The following is a 17,811-nucleotide window of genomic DNA, read 5'->3' on the forward strand; positions in this document are numbered from 1 at the left end:
ATTAAAATCCCACGTTTATTCCAAAAGTTATTGTTTTAGCTTGCGGAGCTGCATAAAAGTCATAATTCTGGGTAATGTTGCCAGAAAAGGCATCCGAGTTCAACTCAGGGTCCCAGCCTTTATATTTAGTCCAGGTGGCTAAGTTTGTAGCTTGCACGTAAATCCTTAAACTACGTAGTTTAATTTTTTCAAGTATACTTTTGGGGAAATTATAACCTAATACAATATTTTTCAAACGCAAATATGATCCGTCACTCAAATACCTTGAACTCGGTGATACGCCATTACCACCAAATAAGCGGGCTTCTGGTACCATAGTTTTATCGCCTGGTTTTTTCCACGATTGTAATTGGTCAATAGTTTGGTTATCCGCGCCATTGTTAAAACCAACGGACATGTACTGGCCACCGCCATTATAAATTTTATCACCGTTTACCTCCTGTAATAAGAAACTAAACTCAATTCCTTTATAAGTAACGGTATTACTTAAACCGGCGATAAATTTAGGATTAGGATCGCCTACTACAACAGGCGTTGCCGCATTATAATCGCTGGTAGTTGTTCTATCGCGTTTTCCATTACCAAGATCGGTATTCTTGTAATAAAGCGCATCGCCATTAGCAGGATCGGCGCCGGCAAACTCTACTGTGTAAAATATACCCAGTGGCTGCCCTTCAACAGCGCGATTTACGGCATCTCCGCCTCCTGTAATAACCTGGCCTTTCAAATCGGTAATTTTATTACGGTTTACAGAAAAGTTAAACCCGGTTGACCAGCTAACTTCCTTACCTACTATGTTTTTCGAGTCGATCTGCATTTCAAACCCTTTGTTTTGCAGCTTACCCAAATTTTGAGTAATTGTTGTATAGCCCGAAGTTGCAGGTACCTGTACGTTTAACAACAAATCTTTGGTTTTCTTAAGGTAAACATCAAACTGACCAGATAAACGGCCGTTGAAAAGCCCGATATCCACACCAATATCTGATTGCGCGGTCGTTTCCCATTTCAAATCTGGGTTTGGCAATTGGGTTGGCCTCGCACCGGCCACACCGGCATACCCAAACTCGGTAAACAAACCACGCGATGGAAAGTTACCAATCTCGGAGTTACCTGTTAAACCATAACTGGCCCTGATTTTCAATTCAGATACCAATTGTTGTTTTTTCATGAATCCTTCTTCAGAAACAACCCAACCCACCGATGCGGCAGGGAAAAAGCCATACCGGTGATTTGCGCCAAACCTTGATGAACCATCAACACGGCCACTTAACGATAAAAGGTACTTTTCATCATATTTATAGTTTGCCCTTGCAAAGTATGATAGCAATGAGTACGCTGTAGATGATGATGATGCGCCGGTAATATCTGCTGAACTGATCAGCTTTTTATAAGCATCGCTCGGGAATTGATCACCACTTATAGAGTTCAGATCATTTTGCTGGCGCTGATAAGTCATACCACCAACAGCATTAATATTACTTTTGCCAATATCTTTTATAAACTGCAAAAAGTTATTAGTGTTAAAGTTCATAGATGTTACAGACGAATTAAACCCCGATCCGTTGCCGGTACCGGAATTACGCAAGGTTAAGCTACCTGCATAACTATCCTCGCTTGAATTCAAGATATCAACACCAACTTCCGAACGAAAATTTAACGATGGCAACAGCTTTATTTGCGCATAAACATTACCCAGGTTTCTATAGTCCAATGTATTAAAATACGCGTTTTGGGCGTTGATTAATGGATTATAATAAACAGGGAAATTAGTGTTAGGTAAACCTGTCGCATTATCAAGCGCACCACTGGTTAAACCTGTACGCGGGTCAATAACCGGGGTTATTGGCGATAAGGCTACGATTTGCTCTGGTGTCGAAAACTGGTCATCATTTGATAAACGATAGTTTTTAGTACGCGAAACGCTCAGGTTAGCACCTACTTCCAGCCACTTGTTGGCCTGATTGCTAATGTTTGTACGCAAGCTATACTGGTTAATGGCGTTACCTATCAGGAAACCTTTTTGATTATTATACGTGCCGGAAATGTAAAACTTGGTTTTATCGGTACCGCCAGATAATACCAGGTTATAATTTTGTACAGGAGCGTGTTGAGTAATTTCTTTCTGCCAATCGGTATTTACTTTATAGGTTTTATAATCATCGCTGCCTGCTGCATACCTTTTTAGCCTGGCTTCAACAGATGTGGTTGAATACCCTCCAGCTGCACCTGCCAATCTCAGCAAAGTAACATATTGCTCGGCATTTAAAAACTCGCGTTCGCCTGTTGGTTTACTAAAACCATAATACTGGTTATAAGTAACTTTGGTATCGCCCGCTTTACCTTTTTTGGTTGTTACCAAAACTACACCGTTTGATGCCCTTGAACCGTAAATAGCAGCAGCAGATGCATCTTTTAATATATCAATAGATTCGATATCATTTTGATTCAAGTCGACTAAAGGATTGGTTGATGCGCCATTGCTTGAAAAATCATCAACAGTGATAGGCAAGCCATCAACCACATATAAAGGCTGGTTACCTGCTGATACAGAGGAAGCACCACGGATACGCACTTGTATACCTTGCCCCAGCTTACCGTTTTGTGCCTGGATATATACACCAGGCGTACGACCCTGAATAGCCGACTCAAGACTTGGTACAGGAATATTTTCAATGTCGGTACCTTTAATTTTTGAAACCGAGCCCGTTAACGAAGCCCTGCTTTGAGTACCATACCCAACCACTACAACTTCGTTAAGCTGCTTGGCATCAACGGCCAAACTTGCATTAACAACCAGGTTACTTATTGCACCCTCAACCGGTGTATAACCGATAAATCTGAAGACTAAAACTTTGGCTGTAGCAGGTACCGAAAGTTTGTAGGCTCCACTTACATCTGTTTGAGCGCCGATACTGGGGGCACCTTTCACGGTCACGCTTACCCCGGGTAAGGGCGAACCATCCTTTTGATCTGTTACCTTACCTGTAATAACACGGTTTTGTGCGAAAACGAATGAAATGCAGGAAAATAACAACAAAATTGTTAGTAGATTTTTCTTCATAGAGTTAAATATTAATTTAAAAAAGGTAAGTTATTAACAAAAAGGCAAAAAAACAATTAAAACGATAGGGATTTATCGCGTTTTTTTACAAATGTAGTACCAAAATTACAGTGAAGAATAGATGATTTTTTAAAATTCTATCAAAATTTGTCCCTTTTCCACCTTATCACCGCTTTTTATCCTGATTTTCTTTATAGTTACATCTGCCGGGCATTTGATAATGTTTTCCATCTTCATGGCTTCAAGTACCAAAAGGTTATCTCCTTTTTTTACCTCATCGCCTGCAACAGCAAATACTTTGAGTACAAGGCCTGGCATAGGGGCCTTAATTTCGCTTAGCTGAGCACTGGTTAAACTACTCAAGCCTAATTTATCCAGCAAAATATCAAACTGATCTTTTACCGTAATTGTATAGGTATTATTGTTTATCTTAATTTGGGCAGTTTTATCGGCACTGTTAAAAGATACTACGTCGGCATTGTATGATTGGTTGCCTTCTATAATATGATAGATGCCTCCGCCAATATGTTTAATATCGGCCGTGGTAGCCGCATTATTAATAAGCAGACCTTCACCGTTTCTCGCTGCATCAAAGCTATATTTCTCATTTATTTTTATTTGATACATGTTTTGCAGGGTTTGAGTTTCAGGATAGTGTAGTTCTTAACCTAATGACGTTTAAAGTTAAGCAAATATCAGGGTTAGCCTTATAACAAAATGCAAATAGTTGAGCAAACGTGAAACCGTGGTCTAAAACTACTGCGTAAAAACATATTGCACCATATTGGCGCCCATTTTAAGCGCCTTTATACGCGTTTCCTGCGTATCGCCTGCATAAGTACCATAATCCTCCCAGCCATTGCCCAGATCGCACTCATAGTCATAAAAGCACACTAATCGCCCTTTGTATATCAGTCCAAAACCTTGTGCGCGGGTACCATCATGCTCGTGTATTTTTGGCAAGCCATTTGGGAAGCTGTATTTTTGGTGATAAATTGGATGATTAAGCGGCAACTCCACAAATTCAAGTTCAGGAAATACTTTTTTCATCTGCGGGCGGATGAATTTATCCAATCCGTAGTTATCGTCGATATGCAAAAAACCTCCGCCGGTGAGGTATTTGCGCAGGTTACGGGCTTCCTGATCGCTAAAGATTACGTTACCATGCCCCGTCATAAAAACAAAGGGATAATTAAATATCGATGCACTACCCACTTCAACAACCTCATCATCGGTATCAAAGTTAGTTTTCAGGTTTTCGTTGCAAAATTTTGCCAGGTTGGTTAAAGCAGTACGGTCGCCATACCAATCGCCCCCACCGGCGTACTTAAGCCGGGCAATTTTATACGAGGGAGCACAGAAACCACACACAGCTACAAATGCAGCAAACGCAATGATGATATAACTGAGTTTTTTCATAGCCGGTTTAAAAAATTGACTTCAAAGCAGGCTTCAAGAGCGGCGGTCTCGGTACGCAGCCTGGCCTCACCCAAAGTTATCGGTTTAAAGCCGCTTTCCAAAGCCAACTCAATTTCGGCAGGGCTAAAATCACCCTCGGGCCCTATCAATATTAAATAACGGCCCTGCGGGTTTATTACTTTACGCAAATCGAGCTTATCGCCAGGTTCACAATGAGCAATAAACCTTTGCCCATCAAAAGGGATAGCTAACAGCTGGTTAAATTTAGCCGCATCATTTAGTACAGGATGATATGCTTTTAACGATTGCTTGATAGCTGCGGTGATGATTTTGTTAAGCCTGTCAACCTTGGCCTCCTTACGCTCCGACCGTTGGGTAATGATGAGCGATATTTCATCGATGCCAATTTCGGTGGCTTTTTCTAAAAACCACTCCAGGCGTTCGATATTTTTGGTGGGTGCTACCGCTATGTGCAGGTAATGGTTCCGTTTATTAAACTCTGGGGTAACTGATGTAATATTAAGGATGGTACGTTTAGGATGCGCATCATGAATAACCGCATTATAAAACCCTCCGCGCCCATCAATCAGTTGAACTTCGTCGCCTGCCTCCAGCCGCAAAACGCGTATAGCATGCTTGCTCTCTTCTTCACTAAGAAAATATTGGGGATGCGAGGGGGCAATATCGGGCGTATAAAAAAGATGCATTGGCTAAGCAGATTAATGTAAATCTACTGCATCTTCTTCATTTATCAGCAATTCAAGCTTAACAGATTCAATATTCTGATCTGATTTGCGCAACACAGTGATATTATAACCATTTGATTCCTTTTGCTCGCCAACATCCGGAATTTTGCCAAAAATGTGCCCCAGCCAGCCGCTTACCGTATCAAAGTCGCCATCTTCGGGCAAGTCATGGGGCAGGTGCTCGTTTACATCATATATGGGCGCAAGGGCGTTTACAATAAACTCACGTTCGTTAACTTTTTCCACAATTGGTTTTTCCTCATCGTACTCGTCCTGTATCTCGCCTACCAGTTCCTCCACAATATCTTCCAGGGTTACCATCCCGGCCGTTCCGCCAAACTCATCCAGCACTATAGCTATCTGGATACGTTTTTGCTGAAGCTCGGCCATCAAGTCATTTATCTTTTTGGTTTCGGGAATAAAGTACGGTTTGCGGATGATGTTTTTCAGTACAATCTCTTCGTTACGGGCAAGCAGCGGTAAAATATCTTTGGCATGTACAATCCCGATGATCTTATCTATTACATCATCAAAAACAGGCATCCGGGAGTAGCCCTCGTCGATGATCATATCCAGCAATTCCTGCTTGGTCGAGGTAATATCGATGCCCGAAATTTTGGTGCGGGGTACCATAATGTTTTTAACAACACGTTCGTTAAAATCAAAAACATTCTGAATCAGCTCATGCTCGTTTGAATCTAAAGCACCCGACTCTTTACCCTGTTCAAGCAGGTACTGCAATTCTTCAGAACTATGGTGGGCTTCGCCGCCCTCTAAAGTACTGATCCCTAAAAGCTTTAAAATAAAGTTAGCAAAGCCATTTAGTACCCAGATCAACGGTTTAAAAAACACAAAGAAAAACCGGAGTGGCAACGATATGGCCAACACCGTACGTACCGACTTTTGAATGGCTATTGATTTGGGGGCAAGCTCGCCAAATACAATATGCAATACCGTAATAAATGTAAAGGCAAGGATGTGGCTGGCTGTGATAAAGCCGGGCGAAAGGGTTATCCCCACTGCCAAAAATGCCCTGATAACAATATTGGTGGCAACCTCTTCGCCCACTACACCAAGGGCCAGTGAAGCAATGGTAATGCCCAGCTGCGTAGCAGCCAGGTACCCATCCAGATTATGCAGTATGCCACGTGCAACTTTGGCAACGCCACTGCCCGATTTTGCTTTAATTTCTATTTGTGAACCCCGCACCCTTACCATGGCAAACTCTGCGGCTACAAAAAAACCGTTGAGCAAAACCAGGAATACGGTTGCAATTAAATAAAAGGTGCTTATTTCGTAATGCGCGGGGTCCATCTAATATTTATTGGGTTACCGGAAAAGTAGACTTATACAATTCCAAACTCTCATTTATTACCTTATGCGCGTAACGCACACCTAATAAATGTTCGATGGTTACGTTTTTGCCTTCCAGCTTTTTATAATCTTTAAAAAAACGCACTATCTCGGTCATGGCGTGTGGCGGCAATTCATTCAGGTCGTTAATATAGTTAACCGACATGTCATTTTTTGCAACTGCGATGATTTTATCGTCCTGCTCGCCATTATCAACCATGTGCATTACCCCTACTACCTTTGCCTCAATTATCGACATCGGGAATACATCAATAGAGCAAAGCACTAATATATCCAACGGGTCTTTATCATCGCAATAAGTTTGTGGTATAAAGCCATAGTTAGCCGGATACATCACCGATGAAAACAAAACACGATCTAATTTCAATAAACCAGATTCTTTATCAATTTCATATTTTGCTTTTGAGCCTTTAGGTATTTCGATTATAGCATTAACAATTTCGGGAATGTTGTCGCCAGGAGAAACCTGGTGCCATGGATGTTGTGTACTCATTTGGTATTTGTAGTATATTTATTATCTAATATTCTGTTCTTTATTCTCTGCAATTTTCTTTCGTACGTAAGCAACAACAAGGGGTATGGTAGTAATCACTATAAGCCCTAATACCACATACTGCATGTAATCCTTCAGCTGCGGAAACCTTTTTCCTAAAAAAAAGCCGCCCAATGTAAACGTACATACCCATGCTACGCAACCAACAAGGTTATATAAAGCAAACTTTTTAAGATCAACTTTAACAACACCTGCAAATATAGGGGCAAATGTCCTAACGATAGGGAAAAATCTGCCCAAAATCAAAGCCATACCACCGTATTTGTTATAAAAGTCGCTGGCCAGTATCACATATCGCTTCTTAAAAAACAGCGAGTCGTTTCTATTAAACAATACAGGCCCCGTTCGATGACCAAACCAATATCCCGTAAAATTTCCTAATATGCCTGCTGCAATGAGCGATAACACCAATGTAGATATATTTACGTCAACCTTGCCTGCAGAACACAACAAGCCTGCCATAAATAGCAAATAGTCTCCTGGTAAAAAAAAACCAAAAAACAACCCGGTTTCGGCAAAAACAACAACAAGCAGGAAATAAAAACCTCCCCTACTTATGATGGATTGAGCGTCCGTTAAATTTTGAAGGTAATCCCAAAAACTTTCCATTCACTATATCTGTAAAACTACAAATATTATATCAATTTGCAGTACCCAGTTACTATTAAATGAAATAGGAAATAAAATCAGGGTAAACACCGATGATGATAGTTGCCAATGCCGAAATAGCAAAAACAATTTTATAGTAAGCCGGCACCACCAACTCGGCCCTGTCTGCCGACCTGAAATACATGGCCACAATAACCCTGAAGTAGTAGAAAATACTGATGATGGCGTTTACAACAGCTACTATAACCAGCCAAAACTGATATTTAGCAAGCGCTCCGGTAAACATATAAAACTTACCCATAAAGCCTGCAGTAAGCGGGATACCGGCCAATGAAAGCATTGCTATCGTTAGCACTAATGCCAGGAAAGGGTTCTTTTTTGCAAGGCCGTTAAAGCTCTCAAAATTATCGCTGCCGCTTTGTTGCTGCACCAAAATAAGGGCACCAAAAGCTACAATGGATGCAACAGAATAGGCGGTTGCATAAATAAATACCGAATTGGCCGAACTTGCACCTAAAGCCACAATTGCAAAAAGCAGGTAACCCGCATGCGAGATACTTGAAAAAGCAAGCATCCTTTTAAAGCTTTGCTGATATAATGCGGTAATGTTGCCAATAAACAACGTTGCTACAGTGATGACAAGTAAAATTGGTGTCCAAAAATCAGATAGTGGTGCGAAACATACCGAAAACAACCGCAGGAATGCCGCAAAGCCAGCGGTTTTTACGACGGTAGACATGAAAGCAGTGATAAGCGTCGGCGAACCCTCGTACACATCTGGTGTCCAGAAATGGAATGGCGCAGCACCCACTTTAAAGCAAAGGCCTACAATGATAAGCCCGATACCGGTATAAAACATAGGATCGGCGTGTGGATGCGCAACAACCCAATCGCTGATAACCTCGAGGCTAAAAGAGCCTGTTGTGCCGTAAAGCAGAGTAATACCAAATAACAAGAAACCTGTTGAGAAAGCTCCCATCAGGAAATATTTTAATGCCGCCTCGTTTGAGGCAAAATCGCTCTTCTTAATACCGGCCAGTATATACAAGCTTACCGACATGATTTCGATACCGATAAACATCATGGTTAGGTTGTAATAAGAAACCATTACAATAATGCCTGCCAACGAGAAAAGGATAATGGCATAATATTCGGCAACGTGGTTGCTTATCTTCTCAAAATAACCGGCTGATAAGAGCAGGATTAAAATAGTTGTTATAATAGCTATTGATGAAAATACAACAGAAAAATTGTTGAACATCATCATACCATGAAAAGTAGGAATTGTGGTATCGGGCCTTTTGTATTCGGCCACAGCGCAAGCCAGCGCAGCAAGCAAACCAACAATGGTAACAGGTAATAATGCCTTTGAAACCTTGTACAAGCCAAGGTACAGCAACACTATTGGTAAAACAGATATGATGATTAAAGTAGTCATTTTCTTGTTAAATTCTAAAAGCCAAATTCTAAACTCTAAAGGGCGAAGCCAGCATTAAAAGCTCGGCTTTGTATTTAAAGTATTTATCAAATTAGTAATAGCCGCCTCGGATATGTGCAAAATAGGTTGCGGATAAATACCTATACCAATTATTAATACGCAGATAATACCAAGTACTAATTGCTCAGATCCGCTGATATCTTTAAAATTAGTAGTTAATTCATTGGTTTCGCCCTGCATTACATTTTTGTACATGCGCAGCATATAAACCGCACCTAAAATAATGGTTGTACCGGCAATAACCGCCAAAGCGATATTCATGTAATGGAATGCGCTGTACTGAAACACGCCATCTAACAGTAAAAACTCGCCTACAAAACCATTGGTTAACGGTAGGCCTACAGTACCCAATACAATAATTAAAAATGCGATCGAAAATTTAGGGGCTACTTTGGCAATACCACCAAGATTCCCTATTTCGCGGGTGTTTAAACGGGTGCTGATGATATCCCAGATAAAAAACATACCAACAACGTTGATACCGTGATTAAGCATCTGCACCATAGCGCCTTGTAAGCCTTGCTGACTCCATGAAAATATACCTGCCGCAATTAAGCCAACGTGCGCAATAGATGAGTAAGCCACCAAACGCTTGCCATCAGTTTGTTTAAAAGCAATAATTGACGCATAAACAATCCCTATTACTGCTAACGAAGTGATAATGGCCTGCCAGTGGTCAAGACCTGCAGGTGCATTTGGTATCATCCAGCGGATAGCGCCATAGACACCCATTTTAAGCATAATACCTGATAGCATCATGGTACCTCCGGTTGGGGCTTGGGTATAAGTATCCGGCTGCCAGGTATGGAACGGGAATACCGGCATCTTAATAGCAAATGCTAAAAAGAACGCCAAAAACACCCATGACTGTTGCTGAACGCCTAATTTTAAAGTGTAAAAGGCATGTATATCAAACGTCTTAGTTGGTGATTGCAGGTAGAGGTAGATGATGGCCACCAACATAAACAACGAGCCTGCAAACGTGTAGATAAAAAACTTAAGCGTAATACGGATACGGTTTTCACCACCCCACAGGGCACATATAAAGTAAATTGGAATTAATGCTGCCTCCCATCCTACGTAAAACAAAAAGCCATCCATCGCAGTAAACACCAACAACAAGCCAGCCTGCATAAACAAAATCAAGCCATAAAAAGCGCCTGCATTTTTATACTCGTGCTTAAATGTACTTAATATGATAAGCGGAACAAGCAATACCGTAAGTAACACTACAATCATGCTAATCCCATCAATACCCGCTTCAAAATAAATGCCTAACCTGGGTATCCATGGGGCATCTATAACAAACTGCGAAGTTGCATCGGGTACAAACTTGCTTAAAAACAAGCCTGCTACCGCAAGCTCGGCTATTGCAAAAAACAAAGCGGCATATTTGGCTGTGTTGCCTTTTAAAAAGGCTACTATAACTGCGGCAATTACCGGTAAAAAAATTAATATACTAACGGTCATTTTATGTTTTAAACGCTATCGTTTATACTTTAGTTAATCCAAATACGGTATACAGCAGCACGCCTATTATACCCAGTACCATTACAAATATGTAAAAACCTACATTACCGGTTTGCAGTAAACGCAAGCCTTTACTGGTTTCAATTGTACCTTTACCAATCCCGTTCACCAGGCCGTCGATACCCATTTTATCTACTACATTGTAGAAGAAGGTCGACAGAAAATCCAGGGGTTTGCGGATAAGGAAATCATACAGCTCATCAACATAAAATTTATGGTATGATAAGCTGGTTAGTGCCGGGCGCTCTTCGGTATCAGCCACCGGTACGCGGCCGTTTTTAACATATTTAACATAAGCATAAATTAATGCTGCAAATGCTAACACTACCGAAATTATCATCAATGCTTTTTCTGTACCTGCAGATAATTCATGCATTGGCAACGCGGCAGTTGATGCTTTAAATACCGGCGCGAGGTATTGCCCTAACTCATGGTGGCCGCCTAATACTTCGGGCACACCTATTAAACCACCTACGATGGATAATATAGCTAATACAATCAAAGGAATAGTCATGGTAGCCGGCGACTCATGCAAATGATGTTCCTGCTCATGGGTTCCGCGGAATTTACCCCAGAAGGTAAGGTACATCATCCGGAACATATAGAAAGAGGTTAGCATTGCTGTAAACACACCAATTACATAAAATGTAGTGCTATGTTCGTAGGCGTGGGCTAAAATTTCGTCTTTTGAAAAGAAACCAGAGAATGGCGGGATACCGGATATCGCGATGGTGCCTATCAGCATGGTTACAAAGGTTACAGGCAGTTTGCCTTTCAGGCCACCCATTTTACGCATATCCTGCTCGCCGCTTACTGCGTGAATAACAGAACCCGCGCCAAGGAATAATAAAGCTTTAAAGAATGCATGGGTTAATACGTGGAAGAAAGAACCGGTGTAAGCACCAACGCCCAAGCCCAAAAACATATAACCCAATTGCGATACGGTTGAGTAGGCCAATACCTTTTTAATATCGGTTTGCGTAAGGGCAATTAGTGCAGCAAACAATGCTGTAGCCAAACCTACTATTGCCACCACTTCCATAGCAAATGGCGACAGTGTATAAATAATGTTTGAGCGGGCAATCATATAAATACCGGCGGTAACCATTGTTGCAGCGTGTATTAATGCCGAAACTGGTGTAGGGCCAGCCATGGCATCGGGCAACCAGGTAAACAACGGTAACTGTGCCGATTTACCCATAGCACCTACAAATAGCAGTAAAGCAATAGCTGTAAGAGGCGCAGCACCAACTTTCATTGCCGCTACTTTAGGGAAAAGGGATGCAAATTCAACAGTGCCAAAAGCGTATATGATCAGGAATACGCCCATCAAAAAGCCAAGATCGCCAATACGGTTCATGATGAATGCCTTTTTGGCGGCATCAGCATAACTTGGATTGGTATACCAGAAGCCTATAAGCAGGTATGAGCATAAACCAACGCCCTCCCAGCCTATAAACATAATGATGTAGTTTGAACCCATCACCAGTAAAAGCATGAAGAAAACAAACAGGTTTAGATAAGCGAAGAACTTACCAAACCCTTTATCATCGTGCATATAGCCAATAGAATACAGGTGGATAAGGAAACCTACGCCTGTAATAATCAACAGCATGATAGAACTCAATTGATCTACAAGAAACGCGAAAGGCACTTTTACAGGACCTGCGCTAATCCAATCGAAATAATTAACGTTAATTACGCCGGTTGCTTTAACCTGGAAGAAAACAGCAATGCTTAAGGCAAAAGATGCCAAAACAAGCGCACTGCCAATAAAGCCTATTACGCCTTTTGATAATGAATTACGGCCAAGTCCGTTAATAATAAAACCGGCTAACGGTAATATGGGAATAAGCCAGATATATTGATTCATGTTTTAAGTTATACGTTTTACGTACTACGTTATACGTTTTCTATTTATTTAATCGTCATTTCGAAGAAAGAAACAATTTGCAAATCCGATCTGTTTATCGGGGATTGCTTCGTACCTCGCAATGACGGTTTGTTATATGTTCGTTATAATTCTAAAATCCGAAATTGAAATTCCGAAATCCAAAATCACTACCACTTCAGCCTGTTCAGCACATTAATATCTATCGAATTTGTATTTCTATAGATCATCACGATGATAGCCAAACCTACTGCTACTTCGGCAGCGGCCAGCGCCATAATAAAGAATACGAAAACCTGGCCGGTAGCATCGCCCCTGTATACAGAAAATGCGGTTAGCAACAGGTTTACCGAGTTCAGCATCAACTCAACCGACATAAATATCACGATGGCATTACGGCGTATTAATACTCCCATTACACCAATCGAAAAAATAATGGCACTTAACAATATGTAATGATTAAGCGGCACCGCGTGCATGGTATTTGTTAAACTTTCCATTATGTAGTTTTAGGGTCTTTTGTAGCCAGCAAAACAGCGCCTACCATTGCCGATAACAGCAATACAGACGATACTTCAAACGGCAATAAAAATTCGTTAAACAATACTTTACCCAGGTTTTTTACCAACCCAAGGTCGGGGTTTTGCAGTACAACCGGGTTTGATGTGGCAACCAGTTTTAATGACGATGCGATTGCAACAGCAAGAATACCGCCGCCAAATACACCGGCTATTTTTATCATAAACGGCTTAACCGGCTCACTTTCCTTATTCAGGTTAATGAGCATCAGGGTGTACAGGAACAATACCAGGATAGCGCCCATATACACTATAAAATTTACGATAGCCAAAAACTGGGCGTTTAGTAAAATATAGTGAATGGTGAACGTAAAAAAGGTAAGTATAAGATAAAGGATACTATGTACCGGATTTTTGGCCGAGATTACCAATATCGAAAAGAATATGGACAAAAACGCGATGAAGTAAAATGTACTCATGTTTATATTTACAAAATACCCTTGCCCTGCTTTAAGGTTGGGCAAAGGTATAAAACTTCTTTATTGATTTAAGGGTGCCTCTACTAATTTGTCTTTACCGTAAATAAAATCCTTCCTTAAATAGTCGGCAGGTACAATATCTCCGTCAAGGTAAATGGCTTCTTTAGGGCAAGCTTCTTCACACAACCCGCAAAAAATGCAACGTAACATGTTTATCTCGTAAACAGCAGCGTATTTTTCTTCGCGGTACAGGTGCTCTTCGCCTTTCTGGCGCTCGGCGGCTGTCATGGTAATAGCTTCTGCAGGGCATGATAAAGCGCACAAACCACAGGCAGTACAACGTTCTTTACCATCCTCATCGCGCTTAAGCGAGTGCATACCGCGGAAGTTTTCAGAAAACTCGCGTTTCTCTTCAGGATAGCTGATGGTTACCGGTTTTTTGAAAAAGTGCTTCATCGTAGTGGCCAAACCGCCAACAATGGCCGGCAGGTAAGCACGCTCCAGAAAATTGAGCGGCTTTACTTCCAATACTTTTTTCTTATTGCTTAATGATTCCATTTAATTAAAATCCAAAGTGTTTAAGTGCTGTACTCACCACACCGGTAAGCACTATGTTGGCAATTGCCAATGGTATCAATATCTTCCAGCCCAGGTCCATCAACTGATCATAACGGAAACGCGGAATAGTCCAGCGTACCCACATAAAGAAGAAGATGAACAGAAATATTTTCGCGAACAACACTACTGTACCAATCAGCGGGCCAATAGCAGGGCCTGTATGCGCCAATACCCAATCCATACCCGGGTAGTTATAACCGCCCCAATAAAGGGTAGCCATCACTGCCGATGAAATGAACATGTTGATATACTCTGCAAACAGGTAGAAACCTAATTTCATTGAAGAGTACTCCGTATGATAACCACCTACAAGCTCGGTTTCGCACTCGGGCAAGTCAAACGGCGTCCGATTAGTTTCGGCAAACGCGCATACGATGAATATCAAAAAGCCTAATGGCTGACGGATGATATTCCAGTTCCAGCCATGTTGCTGCTCGGCAATCTCTTTCAAACTTAAAGTACCGGTAAGCATCAATAGGGCAATGATGGATAAGCCCATCGAAATTTCGTAACTGATGTTTTGTGATGCAGCACGGATAGCGCCTAACAATGAATATTTATTGTTTGATGCCCAGCCGCCAATCATTACACCATAAACGCCTAATGATACCACGCCGAAGATATATAATACACCAACATTGATATCAGTAACCTGCAGATCAATTGTGTGACCGCCGATAACCATTTTTTGACCCCATGGAATAACCGCCGAACCTATACAGGCTGTTAAAATAGCCAGGCAAGGGCCTACAATGAACAAAAACGGGGTAGCGTTTGTAGGGATGATCTCTTCTTTCAAAAACATCTTACCACCATCGGCAAGCGGCTGTAATATTCCCCACGGACCGGCACGGTTAGGGCCTATCCTATCCTGGAAAAACGCCGCTATTTTACGCTCGGCATAGGTTGAGTACATGGCCACAACCAAACTGATCAGGAAAATAACAACGATCAGTACAATCCTAAATATTAAATCGGCTCCCATTATAATCTTGTATCCCTTTCAAATTGTTCTTTATTGGCTTCAAGTAATACCGGGTTTGTTTTAACAACCGGCAGCGGCGTAAACTCGTAATGATTTGAGCTGATAACCGATTTGTGCGATATCTTACGCGGGCCTTCAATTACCCAATCAGCGGTTTTCTTTTTATCAAAGCGGCAGGTATTGCAGATAAATTCTTCCACCTCGCCATAAACATCTTTACGGCCTGTTACCCTGATCACATCCTCACCTTTATACCATAAAGTTACCTTACCACAGCATTTATCACAATCGCGGTGCGCATCTACCGGCTTAGTAAACCAAACACGGTTTTTAAAGCGGAAAGTTTTATCAGTTAACGCGCCTACCGGGCAAACATCAATTACGTTGCCCGAGAAATCGTTATCAACAGCTTTGCTGATGTAGGTGGATATCTCGGAATGATCACCCCTGTTCAGGATACCATGTAAGCGGGTATTGGTGATCTGATCGGCAGTGAAAACACAACGGTAGCAAAGGATGCAACGCGTCATGTGCAGCTGAATTTTATCGCCAATATCAATTTTTTCAAAAGTACGGCGGTCAAATTCGTAACGGGTTTTAGCCGCGCCGTGCTCAAAGCCCAAATCCTGCAGGTGGCATTCGCCGGCCTGGTCGCACACGGGGCAATCCAACGGGTGATTGATCAATAACATTTCAACCACACCTTTACGGGCCTCGATAACCTCGGGCGATGTAATGTTTTGCACTTCCATGCCATCCATAACACCGGTACGGCATGATGCTACCAGTTTTGGCATAGGGCGTGGGTCTTTTTCAGATCCTTTGGTCACCTTAACCAAACAGGTACGGCATTTACCACCACTGCCTTCCAGCTTGGAGTAATAGCACATAGCAGGCGGAACAATATCGCCACCAATCTGCCTTGCGGCATTAAGTATGCTTGTTCCTGGTTCTACTTCAACGGGTATTCCGTCAATCGTTACTTTCATCGACATTTATATATAACGTCCTCGTATAAACTCTAAATCCTAATTACAAAATCCTAAACTCTAATTTTTCAATTATAAAGTTTAAGAGTTCCGTCATTGCGAGGTACGAAACAATCCCCGATTTGCAAATCCGCTCAGCATAGTCGGGGATTGCTTCGTACCTCGCAATGACGCGTGTGTATTATACCGCCGCCGCCACGGTCAATGGATCCGCATAATGTGCCAACCCAAAATTCCTTGTTACTGCTTCAGCTCCATTAGTTACGTGCCATTCAAACTCATCCCTGAAGTGGCGGATAGCACTGGCTACGGGCCATGCTGCTGCGTCACCTAACGGGCAAATGGTATTTCCTTCAATCTTTTTAGATACATCAACCAGCAGGTCCATATCGCTCATTTTGCCATGGCCATGCTCTAAACGGTGCAATACTTTTTCCATCCATCCGGTACCTTCACGGCATGGCGAACATTGCCCGCAACTTTCGTGGTGATAAAAACGGGTGAAGTTCCAGGTATTGCGTACTATACATTGGTCTTCGTCATAAGCTATAAAACCGCCCGAACCCATCATCGTACCACTTACAAATCCCCCGTCGGCCAATGATTCATAGCTCATCAGGCGTGGTTCGTTATTAATGGTTTTCAGGAACAAGTTAGCCGGTAAAATTGGCACAGATGAACCGCCCGCTACAACCGCTTTTAGGCGTTTGCCGTTGGCTATACCACCGCAATATTCGTCAGAGTATAAAAATTCTTCTACAGGCAGGCCAAGGTCAATTTCATAAACGCCTGGCTTTTTCACGTTTCCACCAGCCGAAATCAGCTTGGTGCCAGTGCTGCGGCCAATGCCTATTTTAGCATACTCGTCGCCACCTTCGTTGATAATAGGCACTACTGCGGCAATTGATTCCACATTGTTTACCACTGTTGGGCAGCCATACAAGCCAGCAATAGCCGGGAATGGTGGTTTTATACGCGGGTTACCACGCTTGCCTTCCAATGATTCTAACAGGGCGGTTTCTTCCCCGCAGATGTATGCACCACCACCCGGTTGCACGTACAGCTCCAGGTCGTAGCCCGATCCTAATATATTTTTTCCTAAAAATCCTTTTGCTTTTGCTTCCGCGATGGCCCTTTCCAGGATGCGGATCTGCGGCATCATTTCGCCACGAACGTAGATGTATGATGTTTTGGCACCCAGCGCAAAACTGGCTACAATCATCCCCTCAATTAATAAGTGAGGGATATAGGTCATCAAATAACGGTCTTTAAAAGTACCTGGCTCCGATTCGTCGGCATTGCAAACAAGGTAGCGCTCTACCCCCTCGGGTTTAGCCAAAAAGCTCCACTTCATGCCGGTTGGGAAACCCGCACCACCACGACCGCGTAAGCCTGATTTTTTTACCTCTTCCACAATCGCCTCTGGCGTCATGGTTTTTAAAGCTTTCTCTACAGATGCATAACCACCTTTTTGGCGGTAAACATCAAATGTATTGATGCCGGGTACGTTTATATGTTCTAAAAGTAATTTGCGTCCCATT

The 17,811-nt window shown here is 42.2% G+C and carries 16 protein-coding genes; all 16 read right to left on the reverse strand.

What is annotated here, in order from left to right; translation table 11 throughout:
- Position 1: 1 nt before the first annotated feature.
- Positions 2 to 3,061 (reverse strand): SusC/RagA family TonB-linked outer membrane protein, encoded by a 3,060-nt coding sequence (locus AC1RM2_RS11375; RefSeq protein ID WP_492985203.1) that lies wholly within the window; start codon positions 3,059 to 3,061, stop codon positions 2 to 4.
- 129 nt (positions 3,062 to 3,190) lie between these two features.
- Positions 3,191 to 3,688, reverse strand: coding sequence for an acyl-CoA carboxylase biotin carboxyl carrier protein subunit (locus AC1RM2_RS11380; protein ID WP_492985204.1), 498 nt, complete (start codon positions 3,686 to 3,688; stop codon positions 3,191 to 3,193).
- Between the two features lie 129 nt (positions 3,689 to 3,817).
- Positions 3,818 to 4,480, reverse strand: a complete 663-nt coding sequence (locus tag AC1RM2_RS11385) for a DUF4159 domain-containing protein (RefSeq protein ID WP_492985205.1) — start codon at positions 4,478 to 4,480, stop codon at positions 3,818 to 3,820.
- A complete protein-coding gene (locus tag AC1RM2_RS11390) occupies positions 4,477 to 5,187 on the reverse strand; it encodes a 16S rRNA (uracil(1498)-N(3))-methyltransferase (protein WP_492985206.1) in 711 nt (236 codons plus the stop codon). Before AC1RM2_RS11390 ends, AC1RM2_RS11385 begins: the two co-directional genes overlap by 4 nt.
- A gap of 12 nt (positions 5,188 to 5,199) precedes the next feature.
- Positions 5,200 to 6,540 carry a hemolysin family protein gene (locus tag AC1RM2_RS11395; protein ID WP_492985207.1) on the reverse strand — a complete coding sequence of 447 codons (1,341 nt, stop codon included), beginning with the start codon at positions 6,538 to 6,540 and terminating at the stop codon, positions 5,200 to 5,202.
- A 7-nt stretch (positions 6,541 to 6,547) separates the two neighbouring features.
- Positions 6,548 to 7,093 (reverse strand): inorganic diphosphatase, encoded by a 546-nt coding sequence (locus tag AC1RM2_RS11400; protein WP_147053375.1) that lies wholly within the window; start codon positions 7,091 to 7,093, stop codon positions 6,548 to 6,550.
- 21 nt (positions 7,094 to 7,114) lie between these two features.
- The gene (locus AC1RM2_RS11405; RefSeq protein ID WP_090651803.1) at positions 7,115 to 7,762 is read right to left on the reverse strand and encodes a DedA family protein; all 648 of its coding nucleotides are present in this window, start codon (positions 7,760 to 7,762) and stop codon (positions 7,115 to 7,117) included.
- Positions 7,763 to 7,817: 55 nt separating this feature from the next.
- Positions 7,818 to 9,200, reverse strand: a complete 1,383-nt coding sequence (locus tag AC1RM2_RS11410; protein WP_492985208.1) for an NADH-quinone oxidoreductase subunit N — start codon at positions 9,198 to 9,200, stop codon at positions 7,818 to 7,820.
- Positions 9,201 to 9,254: 54 nt separating this feature from the next.
- Positions 9,255 to 10,730, reverse strand: coding sequence for a complex I subunit 4 family protein (locus AC1RM2_RS11415; protein WP_492985209.1), 1,476 nt, complete (start codon positions 10,728 to 10,730; stop codon positions 9,255 to 9,257).
- 22 nt (positions 10,731 to 10,752) lie between these two features.
- A complete protein-coding gene (gene nuoL, locus AC1RM2_RS11420) occupies positions 10,753 to 12,663 on the reverse strand; it encodes an NADH-quinone oxidoreductase subunit L (protein ID WP_492985210.1) in 1,911 nt (636 codons plus the stop codon).
- Positions 12,664 to 12,851: 188 nt separating this feature from the next.
- A complete protein-coding gene (gene nuoK, locus AC1RM2_RS11425) occupies positions 12,852 to 13,181 on the reverse strand; it encodes an NADH-quinone oxidoreductase subunit NuoK (protein WP_090651799.1) in 330 nt (109 codons plus the stop codon).
- Positions 13,181 to 13,678, reverse strand: a complete 498-nt coding sequence (locus AC1RM2_RS11430) for an NADH-quinone oxidoreductase subunit J family protein (RefSeq protein WP_090651869.1) — start codon at positions 13,676 to 13,678, stop codon at positions 13,181 to 13,183. Before AC1RM2_RS11430 ends, nuoK begins: the two co-directional genes overlap by 1 nt.
- A 60-nt stretch (positions 13,679 to 13,738) precedes the next feature.
- The gene (locus AC1RM2_RS11435; RefSeq protein ID WP_147053380.1) at positions 13,739 to 14,236 is read right to left on the reverse strand and encodes a NuoI/complex I 23 kDa subunit family protein; all 498 of its coding nucleotides are present in this window, start codon (positions 14,234 to 14,236) and stop codon (positions 13,739 to 13,741) included.
- A 4-nt stretch (positions 14,237 to 14,240) separates the two neighbouring features.
- Positions 14,241 to 15,281 (reverse strand): NADH-quinone oxidoreductase subunit NuoH, encoded by a 1,041-nt coding sequence (gene nuoH / locus AC1RM2_RS11440; protein WP_492985211.1) that lies wholly within the window; start codon positions 15,279 to 15,281, stop codon positions 14,241 to 14,243.
- Complete coding sequence (locus AC1RM2_RS11445; RefSeq protein WP_439699265.1) at positions 15,281 to 16,270, reverse strand: NADH-quinone oxidoreductase subunit G; 990 nt, start codon at positions 16,268 to 16,270, stop codon at positions 15,281 to 15,283. The genes nuoH and AC1RM2_RS11445 overlap by 1 nt, the downstream gene beginning before the upstream one ends.
- A 181-nt stretch (positions 16,271 to 16,451) precedes the next feature.
- A complete protein-coding gene (gene nuoF, locus AC1RM2_RS11450; protein ID WP_492985212.1) occupies positions 16,452 to 17,810 on the reverse strand; it encodes an NADH-quinone oxidoreductase subunit NuoF in 1,359 nt (452 codons plus the stop codon).
- Position 17,811 lies beyond the last annotated feature (1 nt).

Source organism: Mucilaginibacter sp. GW822-FHT03E02, from assembly GCF_058801545.1.

Bases quoted from the DNA above. Each gene is read 5' to 3' on its own strand.
- AC1RM2_RS11385 (WP_492985205.1), bottom strand. From the start codon at position 4,480: ATGAAAAAACTCAGTTATATCATCATTGCGTTTGCTGCATTTGTAGCT.
- nuoL (WP_492985210.1), bottom strand. From the start codon at position 12,663: ATGAATCAATATATCTGGCTTATTCCCATATTACCGTTAGCCGGTTTT.
- AC1RM2_RS11430 (WP_090651869.1), bottom strand. From the start codon at position 13,678: ATGAGTACATTTTACTTCATCGCGTTTTTGTCCATATTCTTTTCGATA.
- AC1RM2_RS11435 (WP_147053380.1), bottom strand. From the start codon at position 14,236: ATGGAATCATTAAGCAATAAGAAAAAAGTATTGGAAGTAAAGCCGCTC.
- nuoH (WP_492985211.1), bottom strand. From the start codon at position 15,281: ATGGGAGCCGATTTAATATTTAGGATTGTACTGATCGTTGTTATTTTC.
- AC1RM2_RS11445 (WP_439699265.1), bottom strand. From the start codon at position 16,270: ATGAAAGTAACGATTGACGGAATACCCGTTGAAGTAGAACCAGGAACA.
- AC1RM2_RS11395 (WP_492985207.1), bottom strand. From the start codon at position 6,540: ATGGACCCCGCGCATTACGAAATAAGCACCTTTTATTTAATTGCAACC.
- nuoF (WP_492985212.1), bottom strand. From the start codon at position 17,810: ATGGGACGCAAATTACTTTTAGAACATATAAACGTACCCGGCATCAAT.
- AC1RM2_RS11390 (WP_492985206.1), bottom strand. From the start codon at position 5,187: ATGCATCTTTTTTATACGCCCGATATTGCCCCCTCGCATCCCCAATAT.
- AC1RM2_RS11415 (WP_492985209.1), bottom strand. From the start codon at position 10,730: ATGACCGTTAGTATATTAATTTTTTTACCGGTAATTGCCGCAGTTATA.
- AC1RM2_RS11410 (WP_492985208.1), bottom strand. From the start codon at position 9,200: ATGACTACTTTAATCATCATATCTGTTTTACCAATAGTGTTGCTGTAC.
- nuoK (WP_090651799.1), bottom strand. From the start codon at position 13,181: ATGGAAAGTTTAACAAATACCATGCACGCGGTGCCGCTTAATCATTAC.
- AC1RM2_RS11405 (WP_090651803.1), bottom strand. From the start codon at position 7,762: ATGGAAAGTTTTTGGGATTACCTTCAAAATTTAACGGACGCTCAATCC.
- AC1RM2_RS11375 (WP_492985203.1), bottom strand. From the start codon at position 3,061: ATGAAGAAAAATCTACTAACAATTTTGTTGTTATTTTCCTGCATTTCA.
- AC1RM2_RS11400 (WP_147053375.1), bottom strand. From the start codon at position 7,093: ATGAGTACACAACATCCATGGCACCAGGTTTCTCCTGGCGACAACATT.
- AC1RM2_RS11380 (WP_492985204.1), bottom strand. From the start codon at position 3,688: ATGTATCAAATAAAAATAAATGAGAAATATAGCTTTGATGCAGCGAGA.